At 71.6% G+C, this 21,484-nt stretch carries 21 protein-coding genes; 15 read left to right on the top strand and 6 right to left on the bottom strand.

Translation table 11 applies throughout. The features are described from left to right. Positions 1-40: 40 nt before the first annotated feature. The 7 genes from ngcE (ONA70_RS11185) to ONA70_RS11155 all read left to right on the top strand — a co-directional run bounded on the left by ngcE (ONA70_RS11185) (position 41) and on the right by ONA70_RS11155 (position 5,158). Entirely contained in the window at positions 41-1,456 is a 1,416-nt protein-coding gene (ngcE, locus tag ONA70_RS11185; protein ID WP_265006312.1) for an N-acetylglucosamine/diacetylchitobiose ABC transporter substrate-binding protein, read from the top strand. Positions 1,457-1,516: 60 nt separating this feature from the next. Then, positions 1,517-2,425, top strand: coding sequence for a carbohydrate ABC transporter permease (locus ONA70_RS11180; RefSeq protein ID WP_265006311.1), 909 nt, complete (start codon positions 1,517-1,519; stop codon positions 2,423-2,425). After that, positions 2,422-3,330, top strand: coding sequence for a carbohydrate ABC transporter permease (locus ONA70_RS11175; protein ID WP_406601182.1), 909 nt, complete (start codon positions 2,422-2,424; stop codon positions 3,328-3,330). The genes ONA70_RS11180 and ONA70_RS11175 overlap by 4 nt, the downstream gene beginning before the upstream one ends. Positions 3,331-3,419: 89 nt before the next feature. Continuing rightward, positions 3,420-3,953, top strand: coding sequence for a hypothetical protein (locus tag ONA70_RS11170; RefSeq protein ID WP_265006309.1), 534 nt, complete (start codon positions 3,420-3,422; stop codon positions 3,951-3,953). 90 nt (positions 3,954-4,043) lie between these two features. Next, the gene (locus tag ONA70_RS11165) at positions 4,044-4,418 is read left to right on the top strand and encodes a VOC family protein (RefSeq protein ID WP_265006308.1); all 375 of its coding nucleotides are present in this window, start codon (positions 4,044-4,046) and stop codon (positions 4,416-4,418) included. A gap of 1 nt (position 4,419) precedes the next feature. Continuing rightward, a complete protein-coding gene (locus ONA70_RS11160; RefSeq protein WP_265006307.1) occupies positions 4,420-4,734 on the top strand; it encodes an ArsR/SmtB family transcription factor in 315 nt (104 codons plus the stop codon). After that, positions 4,727-5,158, top strand: a complete 432-nt coding sequence (locus ONA70_RS11155) for an SRPBCC family protein (RefSeq protein ID WP_265006306.1) — start codon at positions 4,727-4,729, stop codon at positions 5,156-5,158. The genes ONA70_RS11160 and ONA70_RS11155 overlap by 8 nt, the downstream gene beginning before the upstream one ends. A gap of 671 nt (positions 5,159-5,829) precedes the next feature. Here the strand turns inward: ONA70_RS11155 and ONA70_RS11150 are convergent. After that, positions 5,830-6,819: an N-acetylglucosamine kinase gene (locus tag ONA70_RS11150; protein WP_265006305.1), complete on the bottom strand. Its 990-nt coding sequence runs from the start codon at positions 6,817-6,819 to the stop codon at positions 5,830-5,832. A gap of 154 nt (positions 6,820-6,973) precedes the next feature. Here ONA70_RS11150 and ONA70_RS11145 point away from each other — a divergent pair, with 154 nt between their 5' ends. The 8 genes from ONA70_RS11145 (at position 6,974) to ONA70_RS11110 (ending at position 15,394) form a co-directional block, all read left to right on the top strand. Next, complete coding sequence (locus ONA70_RS11145; RefSeq protein ID WP_265006304.1) at positions 6,974-7,936, top strand: MurR/RpiR family transcriptional regulator; 963 nt, start codon at positions 6,974-6,976, stop codon at positions 7,934-7,936. Further along, a complete protein-coding gene (locus ONA70_RS11140) occupies positions 7,933-8,682 on the top strand; it encodes an SIS domain-containing protein (protein WP_265006303.1) in 750 nt (249 codons plus the stop codon). The genes ONA70_RS11145 and ONA70_RS11140 overlap by 4 nt, the downstream gene beginning before the upstream one ends. Before the next feature lie 25 nt (positions 8,683-8,707). Continuing rightward, positions 8,708-10,120: an N-acetylglucosamine/diacetylchitobiose ABC transporter substrate-binding protein gene (gene ngcE / locus ONA70_RS11135; protein ID WP_265006302.1), complete on the top strand. Its 1,413-nt coding sequence runs from the start codon at positions 8,708-8,710 to the stop codon at positions 10,118-10,120. A gap of 22 nt (positions 10,121-10,142) precedes the next feature. Continuing rightward, positions 10,143-11,084, top strand: a complete 942-nt coding sequence (locus ONA70_RS11130; protein WP_265006301.1) for a carbohydrate ABC transporter permease — start codon at positions 10,143-10,145, stop codon at positions 11,082-11,084. Positions 11,085-11,097: 13 nt separating this feature from the next. After that, positions 11,098-12,054 carry a carbohydrate ABC transporter permease gene (locus ONA70_RS11125; protein ID WP_265006300.1) on the top strand — a complete coding sequence of 319 codons (957 nt, stop codon included), beginning with the start codon at positions 11,098-11,100 and terminating at the stop codon, positions 12,052-12,054. 88 nt (positions 12,055-12,142) lie between these two features. Then, complete coding sequence (locus ONA70_RS11120; protein ID WP_265006299.1) at positions 12,143-13,846, top strand: bifunctional 3'-5' exonuclease/DNA polymerase; 1,704 nt, start codon at positions 12,143-12,145, stop codon at positions 13,844-13,846. 143 nt (positions 13,847-13,989) lie between these two features. After that, positions 13,990-14,583 (top strand): nucleotidyltransferase family protein, encoded by a 594-nt coding sequence (locus tag ONA70_RS11115; protein ID WP_265006298.1) that lies wholly within the window; start codon positions 13,990-13,992, stop codon positions 14,581-14,583. Positions 14,584-14,644: 61 nt separating this feature from the next. Further along, on the top strand, positions 14,645-15,394 hold the full coding sequence (locus tag ONA70_RS11110) for a hypothetical protein (protein ID WP_265006297.1): 750 nt from the start codon (positions 14,645-14,647) through the stop codon (positions 15,392-15,394). On the opposite strand, the gene ONA70_RS11105 is transcribed toward ONA70_RS11110, so the two are convergent. The 5 genes from ONA70_RS11105 to ONA70_RS11085 form a co-directional block, all read right to left on the bottom strand. Next, a complete protein-coding gene (locus ONA70_RS11105; protein ID WP_265006296.1) occupies positions 15,339-16,082 on the bottom strand; it encodes an endo alpha-1,4 polygalactosaminidase in 744 nt (247 codons plus the stop codon). The two genes, ONA70_RS11110 and ONA70_RS11105, sit on opposite strands and share 56 nt — an antisense overlap. A 23-nt stretch (positions 16,083-16,105) precedes the next feature. Then, positions 16,106-17,017: an amidohydrolase family protein gene (locus tag ONA70_RS11100; RefSeq protein ID WP_265006295.1), complete on the bottom strand. Its 912-nt coding sequence runs from the start codon at positions 17,015-17,017 to the stop codon at positions 16,106-16,108. After that, the gene (locus ONA70_RS11095; RefSeq protein WP_265006294.1) at positions 17,014-17,823 is read right to left on the bottom strand and encodes a metal-dependent hydrolase; all 810 of its coding nucleotides are present in this window, start codon (positions 17,821-17,823) and stop codon (positions 17,014-17,016) included. The genes ONA70_RS11100 and ONA70_RS11095 overlap by 4 nt, the downstream gene beginning before the upstream one ends. A 242-nt stretch (positions 17,824-18,065) precedes the next feature. Continuing rightward, on the bottom strand, positions 18,066-19,391 hold the full coding sequence (locus ONA70_RS11090) for a glycosyltransferase family 4 protein (protein WP_265006293.1): 1,326 nt from the start codon (positions 19,389-19,391) through the stop codon (positions 18,066-18,068). Between the two features lie 121 nt (positions 19,392-19,512). Continuing rightward, positions 19,513-21,456 carry an amylo-alpha-1,6-glucosidase gene (locus ONA70_RS11085; RefSeq protein ID WP_265006292.1) on the bottom strand — a complete coding sequence of 648 codons (1,944 nt, stop codon included), beginning with the start codon at positions 21,454-21,456 and terminating at the stop codon, positions 19,513-19,515. Between the last annotated feature and the right edge of the window lie 28 nt (positions 21,457-21,484).

Raw genomic sequence — 21,484 nt, 5'->3', positions numbered from 1 at the left:
CCCCTCGGTGGGCCGTCCGTTCCCTAACCGAGGAGATGCGATGAACAGGCGAGAGATTCTCCGGCGCACTGCCGCCGCCGGCCTGCTGGCCACCCCCGCCGCCGGCCTGCTCGCCGGCTGCGCCACGTCCGGTGGCGACGACAAGGGCGACGCCGGCACCTACAAGGGCACCAAGAGCGAGCAGAACCCGCTCGGGGTCAAGGAGGACGCCCCGCTCGAGGTGGTGATCTTCAACGGCGGCTTCGGCGAGGACTACGCCAAGGCCCACGAGGCCATGTACAAGGAGAAGTACCCCAAGGCGGAGATCAAGCACTCCGCCACCCAGGAGATCAACAAGACACTCCAGCCGCGCTTCGTCGACGGCACCCCGCCGGACGTGGTCAACAACTCCGGCGCCGGCCAGATCGACTTCAACGGCCTGGTCAGCCAGAACGCCGTCGCCGACCTGAACGAGCTGCTCGACGCCCCGAGCCTCGACCAGCCCGGCAAGAAGGTGCGGGAGACGCTGCTGCCCGGCGCCGTCGAGGTCGGCTCGTACGACGGGAAGTTCCTGGTCCTCAACTACACCTACACCGCGTACGGCATCTGGTACTCCACCAAGCTCTTCACCGAGCGGAACTGGCAGTACGCGAAGACCTGGGACGAGCACATCGCGCTCTGCAAGCAGATCAAGGCCGCTGGCATCGCCCCCTGGACGTACGCCGGCAAGCACCCCCGCTACATGAGCTGGCCGCTGATCGCCACCGCGATCAAGTTCGGCGGGCCGTCGGTGGCGATGGCGATCGACAACCTCGAGCCGAACGCCTGGAAGTCCGACGCCATGAAGGCGGCCGCCGACGCCTGGTACCAGATCGTCAAGGACAAGTACATCCTGGACGGCACGCCGGGCCTGGACCACATCCAGTCGCAGACCGCCTGGTGCCAGGGCAAGGCCGCCTTCATCTCCTGCGGTTCCTGGCTGGAGAACGAGCAGGCCAAGGTCACCCCGGCCGGCTTCAACATGACCATCGCGCCGACGCCGAGCCTGGGCAGCGGCGACAAGCTGCCGTTCGAGGCGATCCGGGGCACCGCCGGCGAGCCGTTCATCGTGCCGTCGAAGGCGAAGAACGTCGCCGGCGGCATGGAGTACTTCCGGGTGATGCTGTCCAAGAAGGGCGCGCAGGACTTCACGAAGAAGGTCTCCAGCCTGACCGTGGTGGCCGGCACCACCGAGGGGGTCGAGCTGCCGTTCGGCCTGAGCACCGTGGTCAAGGCGCTGGAGGCGTCCGGCAGCAACGGCTTCAACTGGGTCTACAACAACTACTACCGCAAGCTCGAGCGCGAGCTGGTCGACGCCGCCTGCGGCGAGTTCTTCAGCGGCCGGAGCACCCCGGCCGAGTTCCTCGACGCGTGCCAGAAGGGCGCCGACTCAATCGCCCAGGACAGCTCGATCAAGAAGTACAAGCGGGCCGCGTGACGCCCGGCCGGTGGGGGCGCTCCCGCCCCCACCGGCCCACCGCTGGGAGTAGGTCTTCTCGTGAGGCATGGCAAGTACCCGCTGATCATCACCTTCCTGGTGCCGCCGCTGCTGCTCTACGGCATCTTCGTGCTGTCGCCGTACCTGCAGGCGTTCCAGATCTCCACCACCAACTGGCTCGGCTACTCCGCGCACGCGGATTCGGTGGGGATGGCGAACTTCCGGACACTGTGGCACGACGGCCAGGTGTGGAACGCGATCAAGAACAACGCCGTCATGCTCGCGGTGGTGCCGGTGCTGACCATCGGGCTCGGTCTGTTCTTCGCCACCATGCTCAACATGGGCGGCCGCAAGGGGCGGGCCGGGGTCACCGGTGTACGCGGCACCGCGTTCTACCGGATGGTCTACTTCTTCCCGCAGGTGCTCTCAGTGGTGATCATCGCCCTGCTCTGGAGGGAGGTCTACCACCCCAACAACGGCCTGCTCAACGGCGCGCTGCGGGCGTTCGGCCTGCCCGCGCCCACCTGGCTGGGCGACCCGCGCACCGCGTTCTGGTGCGTGCTGGCCGTGATGGTCTGGAGCAACGTCGGGTTCTACGTGGTGCTCTTCGGGGCCGCCATGGCGGCGATCCCGCGTGACATCTACGAGGCCGTGATGCTCGACGGGGCGTCGCGCTGGACCACCCTGCGCCGGATCACCGTCCCGCTGCTCTGGGACACCGTGCAGGTCGCCTGGATCTACCTGGCCATCGCCGCGCTGGACGGCTTCATCCTGGTCCAGCAGATGACCAACGGCGGCCCCAACTTCTCCTCCGACGTCATCGGCCTGCGGATGTACGAGACCGCGTTCGGCAGCGAGACCAAGTTCGGGTACGCCTCGGCGATCGGCGTGGTGATGCTGTTCCTGACCCTGTCGGTCGCGGTGCTGGCGCTGCGTACCGGCCGTCGTGATCGGATCGAATACTTGTGACCACCATGGATCGCCCGGCGACGACCGGGGTGGCGAAGGCCGAGCCCACCCAGGCCGAGCAGCGGCAGTTGCGCCGCGAACTGGGCGTGGCCAACGTCTTCTCGCACGGGTTCCTGCTGCTCTGGGCGGCGCTGACCGCGCTGCCGCTGCTGTGGATGTTCCTCAGCTCGTTCAAGAGCGACGGTGAGATCCTCTCCGACCCGTGGGGCCTGCCGGGCGCGCTACGCTTCGAGAACTGGGCACGGGCCTGGACCGAGGCGCATATCGGCCAGTACTTCCTGAACAGCGGGGTGGTGGTGGCCGGCTCGCTCACGCTCACCATGCTCTTCGGCGCCGCGGCGGCGTACGTCTTCGCCCGGTACGAGTTCCGGGGCCGGCAGATTGTCTACTACCTGTTCGTCGGCGGGATGATGTTTCCGGTCTTCCTCGCCCTGGTGCCGCTCTTCCTCGTGGTGCGCAACGTCGGCCTGGGCAATACCTGGACCGGGCTGATCCTGGTCTACGCGGCCTACTCGCTGCCGTTCACGGTCTTCTTCATGACCGCGTTCTTCCGGACCCTGCCGACATCGATCGCGGAGGCGGCGCTCATCGACGGGTGTGGCCACTTCCGGCTCTTCTTCCGGGTGATGCTGCCGATGGCGCGACCGGGACTGATCAGTGTCGCGATCTTCAACTTCCTCAGCCAGTGGAACCAGTTCATCCTGCCGCAGGTGCTGATGCAGGGCGAGGACTCGAAGCCGGTGCTGGCACAGGGGCTCGCCGCGTTGGCGGTCAGCCAGGGCTACCAGGGCGACTTCAGCGGGCTGTTCGCGGGCCTGACCATCGCCACCCTGCCGGTGCTGGCCGTGTACGTCGCCTTCCAGCGGCAGATCCAGACCGGTCTCACCGCAGGCCAGCTCAAGTGACGTGGTGGTTGCCACAGGCAACGGGGCAGCGCGGCCGATGAGGCCTCCTCTATGGTGGGCCGGCACCGTCATCGATTGACAGGGATCCCATGTTCTTCCTCATCTACACCCTCCTGCTGATGCTCAGTGGTATCGCGATGGTCGTGGTCGGCCTGGCGATCAAGGAGCAGTCGACTCTCGCGCGGGTCGCCAGCGTCGTCGTCGGTATCGCCTTCTTCTGCTACGGCTTCTACCTCATGTTCCTCTTCGACGGGGGGACGTACCGGATCTTCTTCTACGCCTTCATCCTGCCGATCCTGCTGATCGTGCAGGCGGTCAAGGCCCGCAAGGCGGCCCGGGAGGAGGCGCAGGCGCAGCAGTTCGCCGGCGCGCCGCAGGCCGGCCAGTTCGGCCAGCCGGGCCAGTACGGCCAGGCCCAGCCCGGCTACCCGGCTCAGCCGCAGCAGTACGGCCAGCCGCAGTACGGCCAGGCCCCGCAGGCCCACCCGGGTCAGGCCCCGCAGCCCGGCTACCCGGCTCAGCCGCAGTATGGCCAGCCGCAGCCGCAGTACGGCCAGCCCCAGGGCCAGTACGGCCAGCCCCAGTACGGCCAGCCGCAGGGGCAGCCCTACCCGGGCGCCTGACGTTCGTCCTGAAGAGAGGGCCGGTCGATGATGTCGGCCGGCCCTCTCTCCGCTTGACCCGTAGGGAATCCCCTACCTATTGTGGTGGTCATGACCGTGACCCACGTGAAGCTCGTCTCCGTACCCGTCAGCGACCAGGACCGCGCCCGCGACTTCTACCTCGACGTCCTCGACTTCGACCTGATCTTCGACAACCCGATGGGACCGGGCGGCCGCTGGGTCCAGGTGGCCCCGAAGGGCGCGGACACCGCCCTGACCCTGGTCACCTGGTTCCCGACCATGCCGCCCGGCTCGCTCAAGGGCCTCGTGCTGGAGACCGACGACCTCGACGCCGACGTGGCGCGGCTGCGCGAGCGGGGGGTGGTCTTCCCGGACGGCGGCATCCAGACCGCGCCCTGGGGCCGGTACGTCACCTTCCACGACCCGGACGGCAACGGCATCGTCCTCCAGTCCACCCGGGTCTGACATGGCGGACGTCTTCGCGGCGCTGGCCAACCCCACCCGGCGGGAGGTCCTCCGGCTGCTCCTCGAGCGCGGTGAGCAGCCGGTGCAGCAGCTCGCCGACCACTTCGACATGCGCCGGCCCAGCCTGTCGGAGCACCTGCGGGTGCTCAAGGACGCCGGACTGGTGACCGAGCACCCGATCGGTCGGCAGCGCTTCTACGCGTTGCGCCCCGAGCCGTTGGCCGAGGTGGCCGACTGGCTCGGCCCGTACGAGCGGTTCTGGCGAGCCCGCCTCGCCGACCTGCGCGAGGTGCTCGACGGGCTGCCCGATGAGTGAGCCGGGTGCCATCGCGGTGGACCAGTTCCTGGCCCACCCGCCAGCCAAGGTCTGGCGAGCGTTGACCGATTCTGATCTGCTGGCCCGGTGGTTGATGCCCAACGACTTCCGGCCTGTGCCGGGCCACCGGTTCACGTTCCACACCACCCCGCGCCCCGCTCAGGGCTTCGACGGCATCGTCCACTGCGAGGTGCTGGAGTTGGACGCGCCGCACCGGCTGCGGTGGGCCTGGCGGGGCGGCCGGCTGGACACGGTGGTCACCTGGTCGCTGGTGCCCGAGGGGCGAGGCACCCGGCTCTTCCTGGAGCATGCCGGCTTCGACCCGGACGACCCGGTGCAGCGGCGCACCTTCACCCTGCTCGACGGCGGCTGGCGCAGCCACGTCTGGCCCCGCCTGTCGCAAGCCCTCGCCGGCCTGGCCTGATGGACGTGGTGCGGCCGGCTGCCCGTCGTCCGGATTCGCTCAGCGGTGCCAGGTGCCCGACCGACCGAGGTCGCGCCAGGGCCGGCGGTGGATGTGGTTCGGACTGCCTGTGGAGCTGAGTCGTTCGTGATGTCAGTGCTCCGCGCGTGGCCGGCATGCCCGCCAGCGACTGGACGACGAGCTTGATCGCTAGCGGGCCGATCCGGTACGCGGGGCGCCATCGTCCCGTCATCACGTCCGCAACCTGTCGCCCACCCGGACTCCGGCCGGAAGGTGTCGGCGATGCCCCGCCGGCGACGGGCGAGCACACTGCGGTGGAGGCGACACCGCGTTGCGCCCGCCCGAGCGACTGAGTGCCTGATCGCCCGAGCACCTGAGCGGGCCGCGGGGCCGCAGCGAGTCGTTTGCGACATCAGCTCGAAAGCGGTGGACCAGCCCTCCCGGAGGCGAGCGGACCACCGTGGCCCGTGCGGGGAGTGGACCGCCGCGGCCCGTGCGGGGAGTGGACCGCCGCGGCCGGTGCGAGGAGCGGACCGCGATGCCCTGGCAGGGGTAGACCGCGATGCCCGGGCCGGGGCGGACCACGGTGACCTGGCGCGGAGAAGACTACGGCGCCCGAGGCGGCCCGCGCGGCTCGGCAGGCGGGAGCCGGCTGAAACAGGCCTCGGGTCTCAGCCGGCCGCCGGCACCAGCAGCGCGTGCAGGGCGGCCGGGTCGGTGACCTCGGGGAGGTCGCGGGCGGCGAGCCAGGCCGCCGCCGCGGCGCCGTCCCCGGCGCTCCGCAGCGCCGCGTCGGGCCAGCGGGTGGCCAACTCGGCGCGGACCGCGTCGGCGAGCGGGGTGTCCCCGGTGAGCAGGCCGCCACCGAGCACCACCGGGTCGGTGGCCCCGGCCGGCCGGATCCGGCCGACGCTCTCCGCCAGCAGCGCGGCCGCCTCGGCGATCAGCGCCACGCCGGTCGGCTCGCCCGTCCGGGCCGCCGTCACGACCAGCGGAGCGAGCCGGGCCAGTTCCACCGGCGGCCGCTGGGTCACCGCCTGCACGACCGCCTCGGCGGTGGCCCGGGGGCGGGCCGCCACCTCGGGCGACCCGGTCAGCTCGGCGAGTGCCCGCCGGGCCAGTTCGCTGGGCGCCTTGCCCCGGTCCAGGTCGGACAGGAGCCGGCGCACCGCCTCCCGGCCGAGCCAGAACCCGGAGCCGGCGTCGCCGAGCAGCCAGCCGTGCCCGTCCGCGACCCGGTCCAGGCGTAGGTCACGGACCTGGGCGGCGATCGCGCCGGTGCCGGCGATGAGCACGGTTCCGTCCGGGGCCGCCGTGCCGGAGGCGTAGGCGACGAGGGCGTCGCCGTGCACGGCGTACGGGCAGCGCAGCCCGGCGTCGGACCAGGCCCGGTCGAAGGCGGCCCGGCCCTGCGGGTCGGCCAGCAGGCGACCGGCGCCGGCGAGCCCGATCGTGCCGGCCCGGACCTGGGCCGGATCGACGTCGGCGAGCGCGGCGCGCAGGGCGGCCAGCAGTTCGGCGGCGGCCCGCTCGGCGCCGTGGCTGGTCGGGTTGCCGCCGCCGGCCCGGCCGGTGCCGAGCCGTACGCCGTCGAGGCTGACGGCGGCCGCGCGGGTGGACGTACCCCCGACGTCGAGGCCGACCACGACGGTGTCGGACATGGCTTTCATGCTGGTCGGCCCAGCTGCCGGAAGCAAGGTCCGGGCTGTGCGCCAGGTAACAGTTTGAAAACTTCGCCCACGGCCTTGACACGGAGGGGGCTTCAGTAAGAACTTTTACCACTAACAGTTAACACTCTTTTCCGAAAGGCGTCCCATGGTTGATCACGAGGTGGACACCCCCGCGGGGACCGCGGTGGTCGACGCCGACGCGGTCGACCGGCGGGGTGCGGTGGCGGTCTCCTCCGACGGAGTGCTGGCCAGGGTCCGGGCCGGCGCGGGGGAGCTGACCGGGGCGCTGCGCCGGGTCGCTGAGCACGTGCTCAGCGACCCGGAGGCGGCCGCCCGGGCCACCATCGTGGAGCTGGCCGAGCGCAGCGGCACCTCACCGGCGACCATCACCCGGTTTTGCCGGGCGATGGGCTTCGAGGGCTACGCCGACCTGCGGCTCGGCATCGCCGCCGAGACCGGCCGGGCCCGCTCGGCCGGCTGGACGGTCGACATCGGCCGGGAGATCCAGCCCAGTGACCCGCTGTCCCGGGTGCTCGACCAGATCATGGCCGCCGACACCCGGGCCATGCACGACACCGCCGCCCTGCTCGACCTCGCCGAGGTGGAGCGGGCAGCCGTGGCCATCGCCGGAGCGAGCCGGGTGAACATCTTCGGCGCCAGCGGCAGCGCGCTGGTCGGCGAGGAGATGCAGTTCAGCCTGCACCGCATCGGGGTGGCCGCCTGGGCCTGGAGCGACGTGCACGAGGGGCTGGCCAGCGCGGCGCTGCTCGGCGCCGGCGACGTCGCCCTCGGCATCTCGCACACCGGCCAGACCCGGGAGACCATCGAGATGCTCGCCGAGGCGGGCAGCCGCGGCGCCACCACCGTCGCGCTGACCGGCTTCCCCCGCTCGCCGCTGGCCGAGCTGGCCGACATCGTGCTGGTCACCGCCAGCCAGGCCACCACCTTCCGGCCGGACGCCCTGTCCGCCCGGCACCCCCAGCTCGTCGTGCTCGACCTGCTCTACATCGCGGTGGCGCAGCGCACCCACGACCGCGCCCACGCGGCCTTCCGGCGTACCGCCCAGGCCGTCGACGGGCACAAGGCCGCGAAGGGAGCCACCTCATGATCAGTGCCCAGCGGTACGCGGACGCCGTCCGGCCGGTGCTCGACCGGCTGGTCGACACCCAGGCCGCGGCGGTCGACCGGGCGGCCGGCCTGATCGCCGACGGGCTGCGCCGCGGCGGCGTGCTCCAGGCGTTCGGCGCCGGCCACTCGGAGGCGTTCGCCGCCGAGCTGGTGGCCCGGGCCGGCGGCCTGGTCCCCACCAACCGACTCTCCCTGCACGACCTCGTGCTGCACGGCGACGCGCCCCGCGACGTGCTCGCCGACCCCAAGCTGGAACGCGACCCGGCGGTCGCGCACCAGCTCTACGCCCTGGCGGCGCCGCAGCCGGAGGACGTGTTCGTGGTCGCCTCCCAGTCCGGCATCAACGGCTCGGTGGTCGAGCTGGCGACGCTGGTCCGGGAGCACGGCCACCCGTTGATCGCGGTCACCTCGGTCGAGCACACCGCCCGGGTCGCCCCCAGGCACCCGAGCGGCCACCGGCTCGCCGACCTCGCCGACGTCGTGCTGGACAACGGCGCGCCGTACGGCGACGCACTGCTGCCGCTCGAGGGCGGCGGCGCGGTCTGTGCGGTCTCGTCGGTCACCGCGGCGCTGCTGGCGCAGCTGTTGACCGCCGAGGTCGTACGACGGTTCCACCAGGCCGGGGAGGTACCCCCTATCTACCTCTCCGCCAACGTCCCCGGTGGGGACGAGCACAACCTCGCCCTCGAGTCGCGGTACGCCGGGCGCCTCCGGCGGACCGCCTGACCCGACACCACAAGGAGAGACAGAGATGTCGGTTACCCCCGAGAAGCCCGGCGACGTCAGCCGCCGGAGCCTGCTGCAGCGCGCCGCCGCGGCCGGTCTGCTGGTCACCCCGGCCGCCGGTCTGCTCAGCGCCTGTGCCGGCAGCGAGCCGAGCAAGTCCAACGACAACGGCGGCACCAAGAGCAAGGACAACCCGTTCGGCGCCAAGGACGGCAGCGCGGTCAAGGTGGTCATCTTCAACGGTGGCCTCGGTGACCAGTGGGCGAAGGAAGACAAGGTCCTCTTCAACGCCAAGCACGCCAACATCACGGTCAACATGTCTTCCACGCAGAAGATCAAGACCGAAGAGCAGCCGAAGATGGCGACGCAGCCGAGCGACCTGATCATGAACTCGGGTGCCGACATCATGGACCGCGCCACGCTGATCAACGAGGGCGCGATCGAGCCGCTCGACGACCTGCTCACCGCGCCCGCGTGGGACAGCGAGGGCACGGTCGCCGACTCGCTGCTGCCCGGCACCGTCGCCGACGGCACGCAGAACGGCAAGTTCTACGTGGTGAACGTCGCCTTCACCGTCTGGGGCAACTGGTACAACGCCGCCCTGTTCAAGAAGGAGGGTTGGCAGGCGCCGACGACCTGGGACGAGTTCTTCGCCCTCGCGCCGAAGATCAAGGCCAAGGGCATGGCGCCCTACGTCCACGACGCGGTGCACGGCTACTACCCGCGCTGGGCGCTGATGGCGAGCATCTGGAAGTCCGTCGGCAAGCAGGCGGTCATCGACATCGACAACCTCAAGGACGGCGCCTGGAAGGTCGACGGCGTCCTCAAGGCGCTGGAGCCGTGGGAGAAGCTGGTCAAGGACAAGCTGCTCCTGCCCGGCAAGCTCGACCACACCCAGTCGCAGCAGGCCTGGCTCGACGGCAAGGCGGCGTTCATCCAGGTCGGCACCTGGCTGAAGAACGAGATGGCCGCGACCATCCCGCCGGGCTTCGAGCTGACCCTGTCGGACTACTGGAGCAACGCCGGCGACAAGGCGGCGAAGGACGTCATGGCCTCCTCGGGTGAGGGCTTCGTGGTGCCGAGCAAGGCTCCGAACAAGGAGGCCGCGAAGGAGTTCCTGCGGGCGATCCTGTCCAAGGCGGGCTCGGCCAAGTTCGCCGAGCTGACCAAGTCGCTGGCCTCGACCAAGGGCTCCGGGGACAACGTGCAGGACTCCGCGCTGGCGTCCGCGAACGCGCTGATGAAGAACGGGACCTCGGACCTCATCTCGTTCCGGTTCCCGGACTTCTATGCCGACCTGGCCAAGGAGAGCGAGAACCTGTCGGAGGAGCTGATGGCCGGTCGGCTCACGGCGCAGCAGTTCATCGACAAGATGCAGGCGGCCGCGGACAAGGTCGCCAAGGACTCGTCGGTCAAGAAGCAGACCCGCACCGCCTGATCCGTTCGGGAGAGTGAGTCCAATGCGGCACGGAGTCGCGCGTTTCGTCACGGGCTTCCTGGCCCTGCCCGTCGCGCTGTACCTGTTCTACGTGGTGTGGCCGTTCGCGCAGGCGGCGGGATACTCGCTGACCGACTGGGGTGGCTACTCGGATTCCCAGCACTTCGTCGGTCTGGACAACTACGTCCGGCTGCTCTCCGACGAGCTGATCCGGAAGGCGTTCTGGCACAACGTCTTCTTCCTGGTCACCGTGCCGCTGTTCACCATCGCGCTGGCCCTGTTCCTCGCGTTCCTGCTCAACGTGGGCGGACGCGAGGACAGGGCCGGCATCCGCGGAGTGTTGGGGTCCGGGCTCTACAAGGTCATCTTCTTCTTCCCGCAGGTGCTGTCGCTGGTGGTCATCGCGGTGATGTGGCAGCAGATCTACCGGACCGACGAGCAGGGCCTGATCAACGGGCTGCTCATCAAGATCGGGCTGGTCGACCCGCAGAACCCGATCGCGTTCACCGCCGACCCGGAACCCTTCCTCGGCATACCGGCGGTGCTGTGGTGGCTGCTGCTCATCGCGGTGTGGAGCGGCGCCGGCTTCTACATGGTGCTCTTCTCCGCGGCCATGCAGTCGATCCCCAAGGACATCTACGAGGCGGCGATCCTCGACGGGGCGGGCCGGTTCCACACGTTCTTCAAGGTCACCCTGCCGCTGCTCCGGGACACCATCTCGGTCGCCTGGGTCTACCTGGGCTTCATCGCCCTGGACATGTACGCCCTGGTCTTCGTCATGACCCCGAGTCAGGGCGGCCCGAACCACGCCAGCGAGATCTTCGCCTCGGTGATCCAGTTCAACGCGTTCCAGAAAGGCCAGTTCGGCTACGCCTGCGCGATCGCCGTGGCGCTGGCCATCTTCACCATCCTGCTGGCCGCCCTCCAGCTGAGGATCACCCGTCGTGACCGGATCGAGTTCTGAGGAGGCCTGGACGATGAGCACGGTGACGCACACCTCCGGCCAGGGGCGACCCGATGCGGTGCTGCCGGCCGGTCCGGAAGCGGGCCGACGGGCGGGAGTCGCCGCCAGCAGCATCGGCGGCCGGATATTCAACGGCTTCTCGCACCTGTTTCTCGCGGTGTGGGCGATCATGGTGGTCTACCCGCTGCTCTGGGTGGTGATGTCCGCACTCAAGACCGACTCGGAGGTGATCCGCGAGCCGCTGTCGCTGATCCCCAAGTCGCTGCAGTGGGACAACTTCGCCCGGGCCTGGACGGCCGGGATCGACAGCTTCTTCCTGAACACGCTGCTCGTGCTCGTCTTCAGCGTGACCCTGACGATGCTGCTGGGCTCGATGGCGGCGTACGCGCTGGCGCGCTACGAGTTCCGCGGCAACCGGCTGATCTACTGGATGTTCCTGTCCGGGCTGACCCTGCCGGTCTATCTCGCCGCGGTGCCACTGTTCAAGGGCGTCTACAACATGAACGTGGTGTTTCCGCTGCTCGGCCCGAACAAGCACGTCACGCTGATTCTGGTCTATGTGGCCTGGTCGCTGTCGTTCACCGTCTTCTTCATGCACTCGTTCTTCCGTACGCTGCCCGATTCGATCGCCGAGGCGGCCATGGTCGACGGGGCCACGCACACCCGGACCTTCTTCAGCGTCATGCTGCCGATGGCCAAGCCGGGCCTGATCAGCATCGGCATCTTCAACGTGCTCGGCCAGTGGAACCAGTGGTACCTGCCGACCCTGCTCATGCAGTCGGTGTCCGGTGAACCGAAGCACCAGGTGATCGCCCAGGGCCTGATCGAGTTGTCGGTCAACCAGGGCTACAAGTCCGACTGGTCGGGCCTGTTCGCCGGCGTCACCATGGCCATGCTGCCGGTCCTCATCGTGTACATCGTCTTCCAGCGCCAGGTCCAGTCCGGCCTCACCGCCGGCGTCGGGAAGTAGCCACACACCGTTCGCGCCGTCGCGGGCGGTTAGGAGGGGTCCCTTCTTATACACAAGGCGTTAAGAAGGGGCCCCTGCTTTCCCCGCGGTGTCGCACGGGCGAGGCAGAATCGCGTCCGTGCTGGTGGCGGTGGTGGCGGACGAGCGGGGCACCGGGGTGCTGCAGCCCCTCGACGCCGCCGGCCGGCCGGCCGGCTCGGCCGAGCCGGTGGCCGATCTGGCCGCCGCGGTGGCCGCCCGCGAGGCCGCCGAACGGCCCCGCTGGGTGTGGGCCACCGGCGCCACCGTCTACCCGGCGCTGCTGCGCGCCGGCGTCCGGCTGGACCGCTGTCATGACGTCGAACTGACCGAGGCGCTGCTGCTCGGGCACGCCGGCCGCTGGGGCGAGCCCCGCTCACTCGCCGCCGCCTGGGCCCGGCTGACCGGCGCGCCGGTTCCGCCGGACCCGGCGCCCCGCCCGCCGGAGCCGCCCGGCCTCGGCCAGGGCGCCCTCTTCGACGCGCCGTCCGGCCCGCCCGGCCCGGGCATCGAGGCGTTGACCCGGGTGTACGCCGACCAGCTCGCCCGGATCGCGGCGACCGAGCACCCCGGCCGGTTCCGGCTGCTGGTGGCCGCCGAGTCGGCCGGCGCGCTGATCGCCGCCGAGATGGGGGCGGCCGGCCTGCCCTGGCGGGCCGACGTGCACGACGAGATCCTCGCCGAACTGCTCGGCGAGGCGTCGCCGGTCGGTGGGCCGCCCCGCCGGCTGGCCGAGCTGGCCGCCCGGATCGCCGCGGCCTTCGGCGTACGCCAGTTGCACGCCGACTCCCCGGCGGAGCTGCTGAAGGCGTTCGCCCGCGCCGGCGTGGAGCTGCCCAACACCCGGGCCTGGGTGCTGCGCGGGGTGGAGCATCCGGCGGTGCCGCTGGTCCTGGAATACAAGGAGCTCTACCGGATCTGGACGGCGCACGGCTGGGCCTGGCGGGACGCTTGGGTCTCGGCCGGCCGTTTCCACCCCGAGTACGTGCCCGGCGGGGTGGTCTCCGGCCGCTGGGCCACCCGGGGCGGCGGGGCGCTGCAGATCCCCAAGGTGATCCGGCGCGCGGTGGTGGCCGACCCCGGCTGGACGTTCGTGGTGGCCGACGCGGGGCAGCTCGAACCCCGGGTGCTCGCCGCGGTCTCCGGCGACGAGCGGCTGGCCGCCGCCGGTGGCGCCGGAGACCTGTACGCGGCGCTGGCCCGGGACGCCTTCGCCGGCGACCGGGCCCGCGCCAAGGTGGCCCTGCTCGGCGCCATGTACGGGCAGACCAGCGGCGCAGCGCTGCCCGCCCTGGCGGTGCTGAAGCGGAACTACCCGACCGCGTTCGGATACGTCGAGACGGCCGCCCGTACCGGTGAGGCGGGCGGACTCGTGCGGTCGTGGTTGGGGCGTACCTGCCCGCCGGGGTCGGTGGGCTTCGCCGACGGGGAGGAGTCGGACCCGGACGCGGGTGCGGATCCGCAGGGGCCCCGGGCCCGGGCAGCCCGGTCGCGGGGCCGGTTCACCCGCAACTTCGTCATCCAGGCCACCGCCGCCGAGTGGGCCTCGACGCTGCTCGCCACACTCCGCGCGGAGCTGGTCGGCACCGGGGCCGAGCTGGTCTTCTTCCAGCACGACGAGGTGATCGTGCACTGTCCGGCCGAGCGGGCCGAGGCGGTCGCGGCGATGGTCACCGCCGCCGGCGCGCGGGCCACCGCCCTGCTCTTCGGCGACACTCCGGTCCGGTTCCCGCTGGACCTGTCCATCGTCGACTGTTACGCGGACGCGGCATAGCCGCACAATTTTCCGTTTTGCCCCGCTACCCGCTCGTGGGCGCGCTCGTTGGGTCCGGTGTGCATACGACGGGACGGACCGGGCGCGGTTGCGCCCGGTCCGTCCCCCTGGTCGAGGGGGCACAGCTGAACCGGATCGCAGGAATGATCATCGCCGCTGGCGGGGGCCGTCGGATCGGCGGACCCGAGGCGTTGCTGCACCAGGGCGAGAAGCCCCTGGTGAGCCAGATGATCGACACCATGGGCGAGGCGGGCTGCGAGCAGATCGTGGTCGTGCTGGGCGCGGCGGCCGAGCAGGTCCGCCAGACGACCGACCTGACGGGAGCCACCGTGGTGGTCAACCGGGCGTGGGGGACCGGCGTCGGCTCCTCGATCCGGGCCGGGCTCGCCGCGCTGACCGACGGGGGGATCGAGGCGGTCGTGGTGGTGCCGGTCGACATGCCGGGGCTCACCGCCGCCGCGGTCCGCCGGGTGGCCGCGCTGCCGTACCCGGACGTGCTGGTCTGCGCCACCTACGACGGGCTGCGCGGCTACCCGATGCTGTTCGGCCGCCGGCACTGGTCCGGCATCGCCACCCTGGCCAGCGCCGATGTCGGCGCCCGGCCGTACCTACTGGCACACAAGGACCAGATCGTCGACATCTCCTGCGACTCGGTGGCCGACGGCAGCCGGATCGACAGCCCCGAACTGATGGCCCTCTACGGCCTCAGCATCCCCGAGCAGCGGGTCGGCGTCTGAGGCAGGCGAACTGAGTATCCGTACGGATGCGAGGGATCGGGCAGCGGCCATACTCATTCCCATGCGTCGACTCGCCACCGCCCTGCTGTGCCTGGCCGCGCTCGTCGGCTGCGCCATGCCGGGCGCCGCACCCAGCTCCACCGAGGACACCAGCTGGGGGACCGTCCAGGCCGATGTCACCGCCGTACGGGTCAGCGACGACCCGCGCTTGCTCGTGCTGACCCTGGCGCTGCTCGGTGACGCCGACGGTTGCTCCCGCAATCCGCGCATCGGATACTTCGTCGAGGAGAACAACCGCATCTACGCCAACGTGGTGCAGGACTCGCGTCTGACGGGAGTGGTCGGGGCCTGCCCCACCCACACGCCGGGCGAGGTGACGCTGACCGCGCCCGGGCCGATCGGCAGCCGGCTCGTCGTGCTCAACCAGGAGCCGTGGAAACGCGACGGAGAAAGCTACCGCCGCTGCGACCCGACGTTCGGCTGTGACCCGATGCCGGCGGACCACTGCGCCCGGGCCTGGATCGACGTCGCGGTGCGGGGCATGGACGTGTCCCGGCACTCCGTCGGCTCGCCAGAGAGCTGCGACGGTACCTGGCTGGTCATGACGGTGCCGTTCGACCCGGTGCCGTGCGGTGCCGAGGCGCGGCCCGGCTGCACCCCGTCGGTCAACGTGCGCCGCTACTTCCTCCGCTGGTCAGGCCCGCAGGGGTGGGCCACGATCGCCGGCTCGACGGAGGCCGGCTGCGGAAGTGTTCTCACCGTGGAGCCGGCCTTCCCGAGGAAGCTCTGCGCCGACCTGCCCAGGCCGTGACCGCCGGCCTGCTCCAGCGGAAGTGAGCGCCCCGAGCTGTACACCGGCGTGCTGATGCTGCGCGGCCGGGGCGCGCTGGCGGGCCGGGGCACAATGTGTCCCCGGCCCGCCGGTCGTCGGCCCAGCCGCTGCTACCGGCAGGGTTCGAAAGGGTGTCGTCCAGGTTGAGCGCGAACCGGACGCCGTTGAAGTTCGCGGCGTTGTCGGCAGCGCAGAACGACGAGGTGGTGAGCTTGTACTCGGCCTGGAAGACCGGCTTGCCCGCGGCGATGTACTGGTCGAGGCCGAAGGAGCCGTTCTGTGCCGTAGTGCATTCCTTGTACTGGTTGCACTGCTCGTTGAGCGCGCCGTCGAAGTACGGCAGCAAGGCCGGGATCTGCTCGTTGTCGTTCTTCTGCAGGACGCTCAGGCCTCGGGCGTGCGAGTCGTTGGCCAGTACGGCGTTGTAGTAGAGCTGGTCGGCCGCGGTGAGCGGAAAGCCCGTCTTGTTGAGGTAACCGTCCACGTTGTCCAGCTCAACCATGTCGAAGCCCTTCTGCTTACACATGTCGAGCCGGCCGTCCATGCTGGACCGCAGGACGCTGTTGGCGTTCTGGATCTCCCGGATGTCGAGCCACTTCTCGCCGGGCCACCCGTTGGTGCGCCCGAGGACCGCCGCCGGGAACTGCGCGGGATGACGGGAACGCATCGGGCCTGGTCGGCGGCCCGCGCTCAGTCCGCCGCGAGGCCGAACAGGGCGGCGGCGTTGCCCCAGCAGACCGCGCGCAGCCAGTCTTCACCGAGGTCGAGCCCGGCCAGCCCGGTCAACTGCTCCGCGTACGGGTAGGGGATGTTCGGGAAGTCGCTGCCCAGCAGCACCTTGCCGGCCAGGCCCAGCTCCCGCAGCCGGGGCAACTCGGCCGCCGGGAACTGCTCGAACCGGTCGAAGAACGAGGTGAACGCCATGGTGGTGTCCAGCCGGACCCGCTCGTACGCGCCGGCCAGGTCGAGGAAGGCGGCATAGTCCGGGGCACCCAGGTGCGCCACGATCGCGGCCAGCCCGGGATGCCGGGCGAGCAGCGCGGCGAACGGCGCCGGACCGGTGTGGTCGGTGCCCACCGGGGCGTGGCCGGCGTGCACCACCACCGGCACACCCGCGTCGGCCAGTAGCCCCCAGACGGCGTCCAGCGCCGGATCGGTCGGCGGGAAACCGCCCACCTGCAGGTGCACCTTGAACACCCGCGCCCCGGTCCGCAGCGCCTGGTCGACGTAGCCGGCCGCCCCGGGCTCCGGGAAGAAGGTGGCCGAGGGCAGGCAGCCGGGAGTACGCGCGGCGAACTCCAGCGTCCACCGGTTCAGCGACTCCGCCATCCCGGGCCGGTGCGGGTACGCCAGCGCGGTGAACGCCCGGACGCCGAGCCGGCGCAGGTGCGCCACCCGGGCCGCGTCGTCCCACCGGTACCGGATCGGCCACTCCCGGCCGACCAGCGGCCCCGCTGCGTCGAAGTACGCCCACACCTTGCGCAGCAGCCGGGGCGGCAGGAAGTGGGTGTGCACGTCGGCGATTCCGGGCAGCCCGAGCGCCTGCCAGAATGCGGGCACCGCCGCGTCCTCGGCCGGCGGCCCGGCGTCGTCCGGCCTCACATCTCGATGTTGAACCGGTGCAGCACCGACGGGGCGACCAGCCCCACCGCGGCGAGCACCGCGAGGATGGTCATCGCCACCCGCAGCACGACGGTCTCGGCCTTGCTCCCGGTACGCAGCGCGATGCTGTTGGGCAGGCCGACCATGGTCCACATGCGCCGCTTGATCGGGATGGGCCAGAGGATCGGCACCCCTGCCCGGGTGATCATGTCGCCGAGGATGTGGACGAAACAGCCCACCCCGACAGCCATCCCGATGAGCGGATAGCCTCGGTCGCCGGGGAGGTTCGCGGCGGTGAACCAGGCCGCGGCGGCCGAGGCCAGGGTGACGATCACCCAGCCGGCCCGCTCGGCCCACTCGTCGAAGAGCCCGCGCAGCGCCAGCCCGATCATGAAGAACAGGATGCTGACCACCGCCCACTTGCCGTAGTGGGCGCAGAGCGCCGTGGTGCCCCAGCCGACCAGTACGGTGAACGGGATGGTGTGGGTCAGCGTCCGGTGGCCGTTGTTGCGGCGCGGATCCTTGCTGAGCTTCGTGGCGTAGTAGACGCCCAGCGAGATCTTCTCCATCACCTCGGCGAGGAACAGGCTGAACACGCCGAAGGTCCGGGCCACGGTGGCTCCGCCCTGGTTGCGGGTCACCTTGCCGGAGAGGTCGAGGTCGGGAAAGAGCGCCCCGCCCGCGCAGACCGCGGTGCCCACCGCCAGCGCCAGCGGCGTCTGGTGGTAGTCGGCGAACTGGTCCAGCGCCCAGCTGCCGGTCAGCCACACCGCCGCGCCGGACAGCGCGTGGGACGGTCCCATCATCTCGGCTCGCCCTCCCCAGGGATCTTGATCGACAAAACTACGTCACTGTAGTCAAGTCTTCGGCTCTCGGGGCATCATCCGGACGGTCCACTGAGGAGGCGGTCGCTGTGCCCCGCCGGATCACCAGGAAGTATGTCGTCGCGTACCGGCCCGCCGGGTATTTCTGTCGGTGATGGGCAAGCCGTGTCGTCAGGGTTCGGTTCGACGCCTGGCGAGGTCGAGCAGGCGGTACCGGCGGCGGGTCAGCTCGCGGCGCCGGTGAGCAGATTTCCGTCCGGGATGGCGACGGTCGGTCGGCCGCCGGCCAGCAGGGCGGCGGCGCGGTTGGCCTGGAAGGTGCCGTGGTCGCGGCGGGCCGCGGCGTAGCTGCCGGCGGTGCGGGCGGCGATCGCGGCCCAGCCGTACCGCTCGGTGACCATGCTGCGAGCCCGGTGGGCCACCCGGCGCGCGAAGACCTCGTCGCCGAGCAGCCGGTCGACCGCGCCGGCGAGGGCGTCCGGGTCGCTGTGCGGGAAGGTCACCCCGGTGAAGCCGGGCTCGACGATCTCGGCCAGCCCGCCGGTGCTGGCCACCGCGAGGGGCGCGCCGGCAGCGGCGGCCTCCAGGGCGATCATGCCGAACGGTTCGTAGAGGCTGGGTATCACCGTGGCGTCGGTGGCGGCGAGCACCGCCGGGAGCTGGGTGGAGTCGAGGAAGCCGGCGAACCGGACGGTCTCCGCGAGGTGCAGCCGCCGCGCCTGGTCGACCAGTTCCTCCTTGTACGGCCCGTCGCCGGCGATCACCACGCGCAGCCCGGGGTGCCGGTTGCGCAGGTACGGCACGGCGTGCACCAGGTGCTGCACGCCCTTCTCGTAGACCAGCCGGCCGGCGTAGCCGACCAGGGGGCCGGGGCCGGCGAACCGGGCGCGGGCGGCGGCGACCGCGCGTGGGCGGGCGTGCCAGGCCCGGTCGTCGACCCCGTTGGGTACCACGTCGATCCGTCCGGGCGGCACGGCGAACAGCCGGGCCACCTGGTCGCGCATGTAGCCGGAGCAGGCGATTACCCGTGCGGAGGCGTTGCTCAGCCAGTGCTCGACGCCGTGGATGGTCCGGTTCATCTCCTCGGGCAGCCAGCCCTGGTGCCGGCCGGCCTCGGTGGCGTGGATGGTGGTGACCAGGGGCGCGTCGAGGTGCTCGGCGAGGGTGACCGCGGTGTGGGCGACCAGCCAGTCGTGGGCGTGGATGACGTCGTAGCCGCCGGATTCGGTGGCGCGCAGCGCGGTGCGGGTGAGGGTGTGGTTGAACGCCATGGTCCAGGCGAGCAGGGAACCGGTGGCGAGGGGGAACCGGACCGGGTCCTCGGCGGCGCGCAGGACGCGCACGCCCTCGGCGTACTCCTGCAGGGGCGCGCCCTCGGCGTGGCGGGTGACGACGGTGACCTCGTGGCCGGCGGCGGCCAGGGCGACGGAGAGGGCGTGCACGTGGCGGCCGAGACCGCCGACGAGCACGGGTGGGTACTCCCAGGAGAGGACGAGCACCCGTTGGTGCCGGGCGGGCGGGATGTCGATCACGTCGGCGTCAGCGAACATGCGGCCCCCTTTGAGTTGTGTCTCCCACACCGCACCGCGCGGGTCGGTCATGGGGTCGCAGCCCATCCTGCCGAGCGGTCGATAACCAGCGGAGACGTGCTGGTTGCCGGCCTGTAACGCGCTACCGGCCTTGGCGGCGTACGCGCAGCAGTTCGGCGACCGACCACGCCTGGAACGGGCATCCGGTGGCGGTGTGCGGGGCGAGCCCGTCGGCGGTCTCGCTGACCGAGCCGAGGCCGAACTCGGCCAGGTGCGCCTCCAGGCCGACCAGCAGGTCGTCGACCGGCAGCCCGGCCCGGCGGTACGCGTCGACGAACGGCCCGATCAGCCAGGGCCAGACGGTGCCCTGGTGGTAGCCGGCGTCCCGCTCGGCCGGCCCGCCGCGGTGCCGCCCGTGGAAGCCGGGGGAGTCGGGGGAGAGGCTGCGCGGCCCGAGCGGGGTGAACAGGCCCTCGGTCACCCGGCGCAGGGTCGCCTCGTCGGGGTCGAGCGGGGCGTACGGCAGGGACCAGGCGAGCAGTTGGTTGGGGCGGAGCAGGTCGTCGTCGTGGTGCGGGGCCCCGCCGAGCGGGTACGCCGGCGCCGGGGCGTCCACCACGTCGTGCAGCCAGCCGGCCGGCGCGGGGAACCGCTCCCGGAACGCGCCGGCCGCCTTCGCGTGCAGCCCCCACAGCGCGGTGGCGTCCCGGCCGGTCAGCTCGGTCAACTCGGCGAGCCCGGCCAGCCCGTTGATCCAGAGCGCGTTCACCTCGACCGGCTTGCCGGTGCGCGGGGTCACCGGCACCCCGTACACCCGGGCGTCCATCCAGGTGAGCGCGACGTCGGGCGGGCCGCCCTGGGTGAGCAGCCCGTCGGCCGGGTCCACGCCGATGCCGTAGCGGGTGCCGGCGACGTGCGCCTGCACCACGGCGTGCAGGGCGGGCAGCAGTTCGTCGCCGAGGTCGGTGTCGCCGGTGGCCGTGACGTGCCGGCTCACCGCGTGCAGGAACCACAGGGTCGCGTCGACGGTGTTGTACTCGACCCGGCCGGTGTCGGCGGTGTTCGCCAGCATCCCCTGCGACAGCGTCGCCGCGTACGCCCGCAGCAGCTCCCTACCCTCGTCGGCGCGGTTGGTGCAGAGGAACAGCCCCTCGTAGGAGGTCATGGTGTCCCGGGACCAGGCGCCGAACCACGGGTAGCCGGCCACCACGTCCGGGCCGGTGCCGGTGTGCACCACGAACGCGTCGGCGGCCAGGGCCAGGGTGGCGTCCACCGCGTCGGCGGGCTCGGCCGCCGTCACCACCGCCCGGTTGCGTCGCCGGGCCGCCTCGACGAGCGCGGTCGCCGCCGGCGGCTCGTCGGCCAGGTCGTCGGCCCAGGCGAGCACCGCGACCGTGGCGCCCGGTTCGTCGAGCGCGCCGGAGAACCGGCCCGCGTACCAGAGGTCCTCGTCCGGGTTGAGTCCGCGCGCCGCCTCCTCGCGGTGGCGCACGCCGAGCCACCACTGCCCCTCGGGGGTCCAGTCCGGGCCGGCCAGCCGGAACGCGCCGTCGATCACCGCCCCGCCGGCCACCGGCTCCAGCCGAGGTGTGGGCCCGTCCGCGCGGCGCTCGCCGTGGGCGTCCCGCCAGGTGCAGGCCGCGGCCAGGTCCAGCCGGACCGGGCCGCCGGAGATCAGCCGGTGCACCACCGCCACGCAGGACCGGCGGTACGCCATGGCGATCTCCCGTTCGATCACCACGTCGCCGATGCGCCACCGCCAGCGGGGCACCCCGTCGGTGAGGTCGAAGCGCTCCAGCAGTTCGAAGCCGCGCGGGTCGACCACCCCGGAGGACCACTCGTGCGCGCCGAGCCGGACCTGCGCGCCGGACGGGAGGGTGACCGCCGGGTCGAGGCTGACCAGTCCCACCTTGCGGGAGGCGGGCCGCTCGCCGGCCACCACGAGCAGCCCGTGGTAGCGGCGGGTGCGCAGTCCGGCGACCGTGCCCATGGCGTAGCCGCCCCGCCCGTCGGTGACCAGCCACTCCCTGGTCGAGGCGGCGGCGAGGTCGCCGCAGACCTGCGGGCCGAAACCGATGTCGATCAACTTTCCTCCACCTCCGGCGAGGTGTGAC

It is taken from the genome of Micromonospora yasonensis (assembly GCF_026013475.1).
Lineage (GTDB): Bacteria > Actinomycetota > Actinomycetes > Mycobacteriales > Micromonosporaceae > Micromonospora > Micromonospora yasonensis.
The sequence above is the reverse complement of the archived record's forward strand: the minus strand, read 5'-3'. Positions and strand labels throughout refer to the sequence as shown.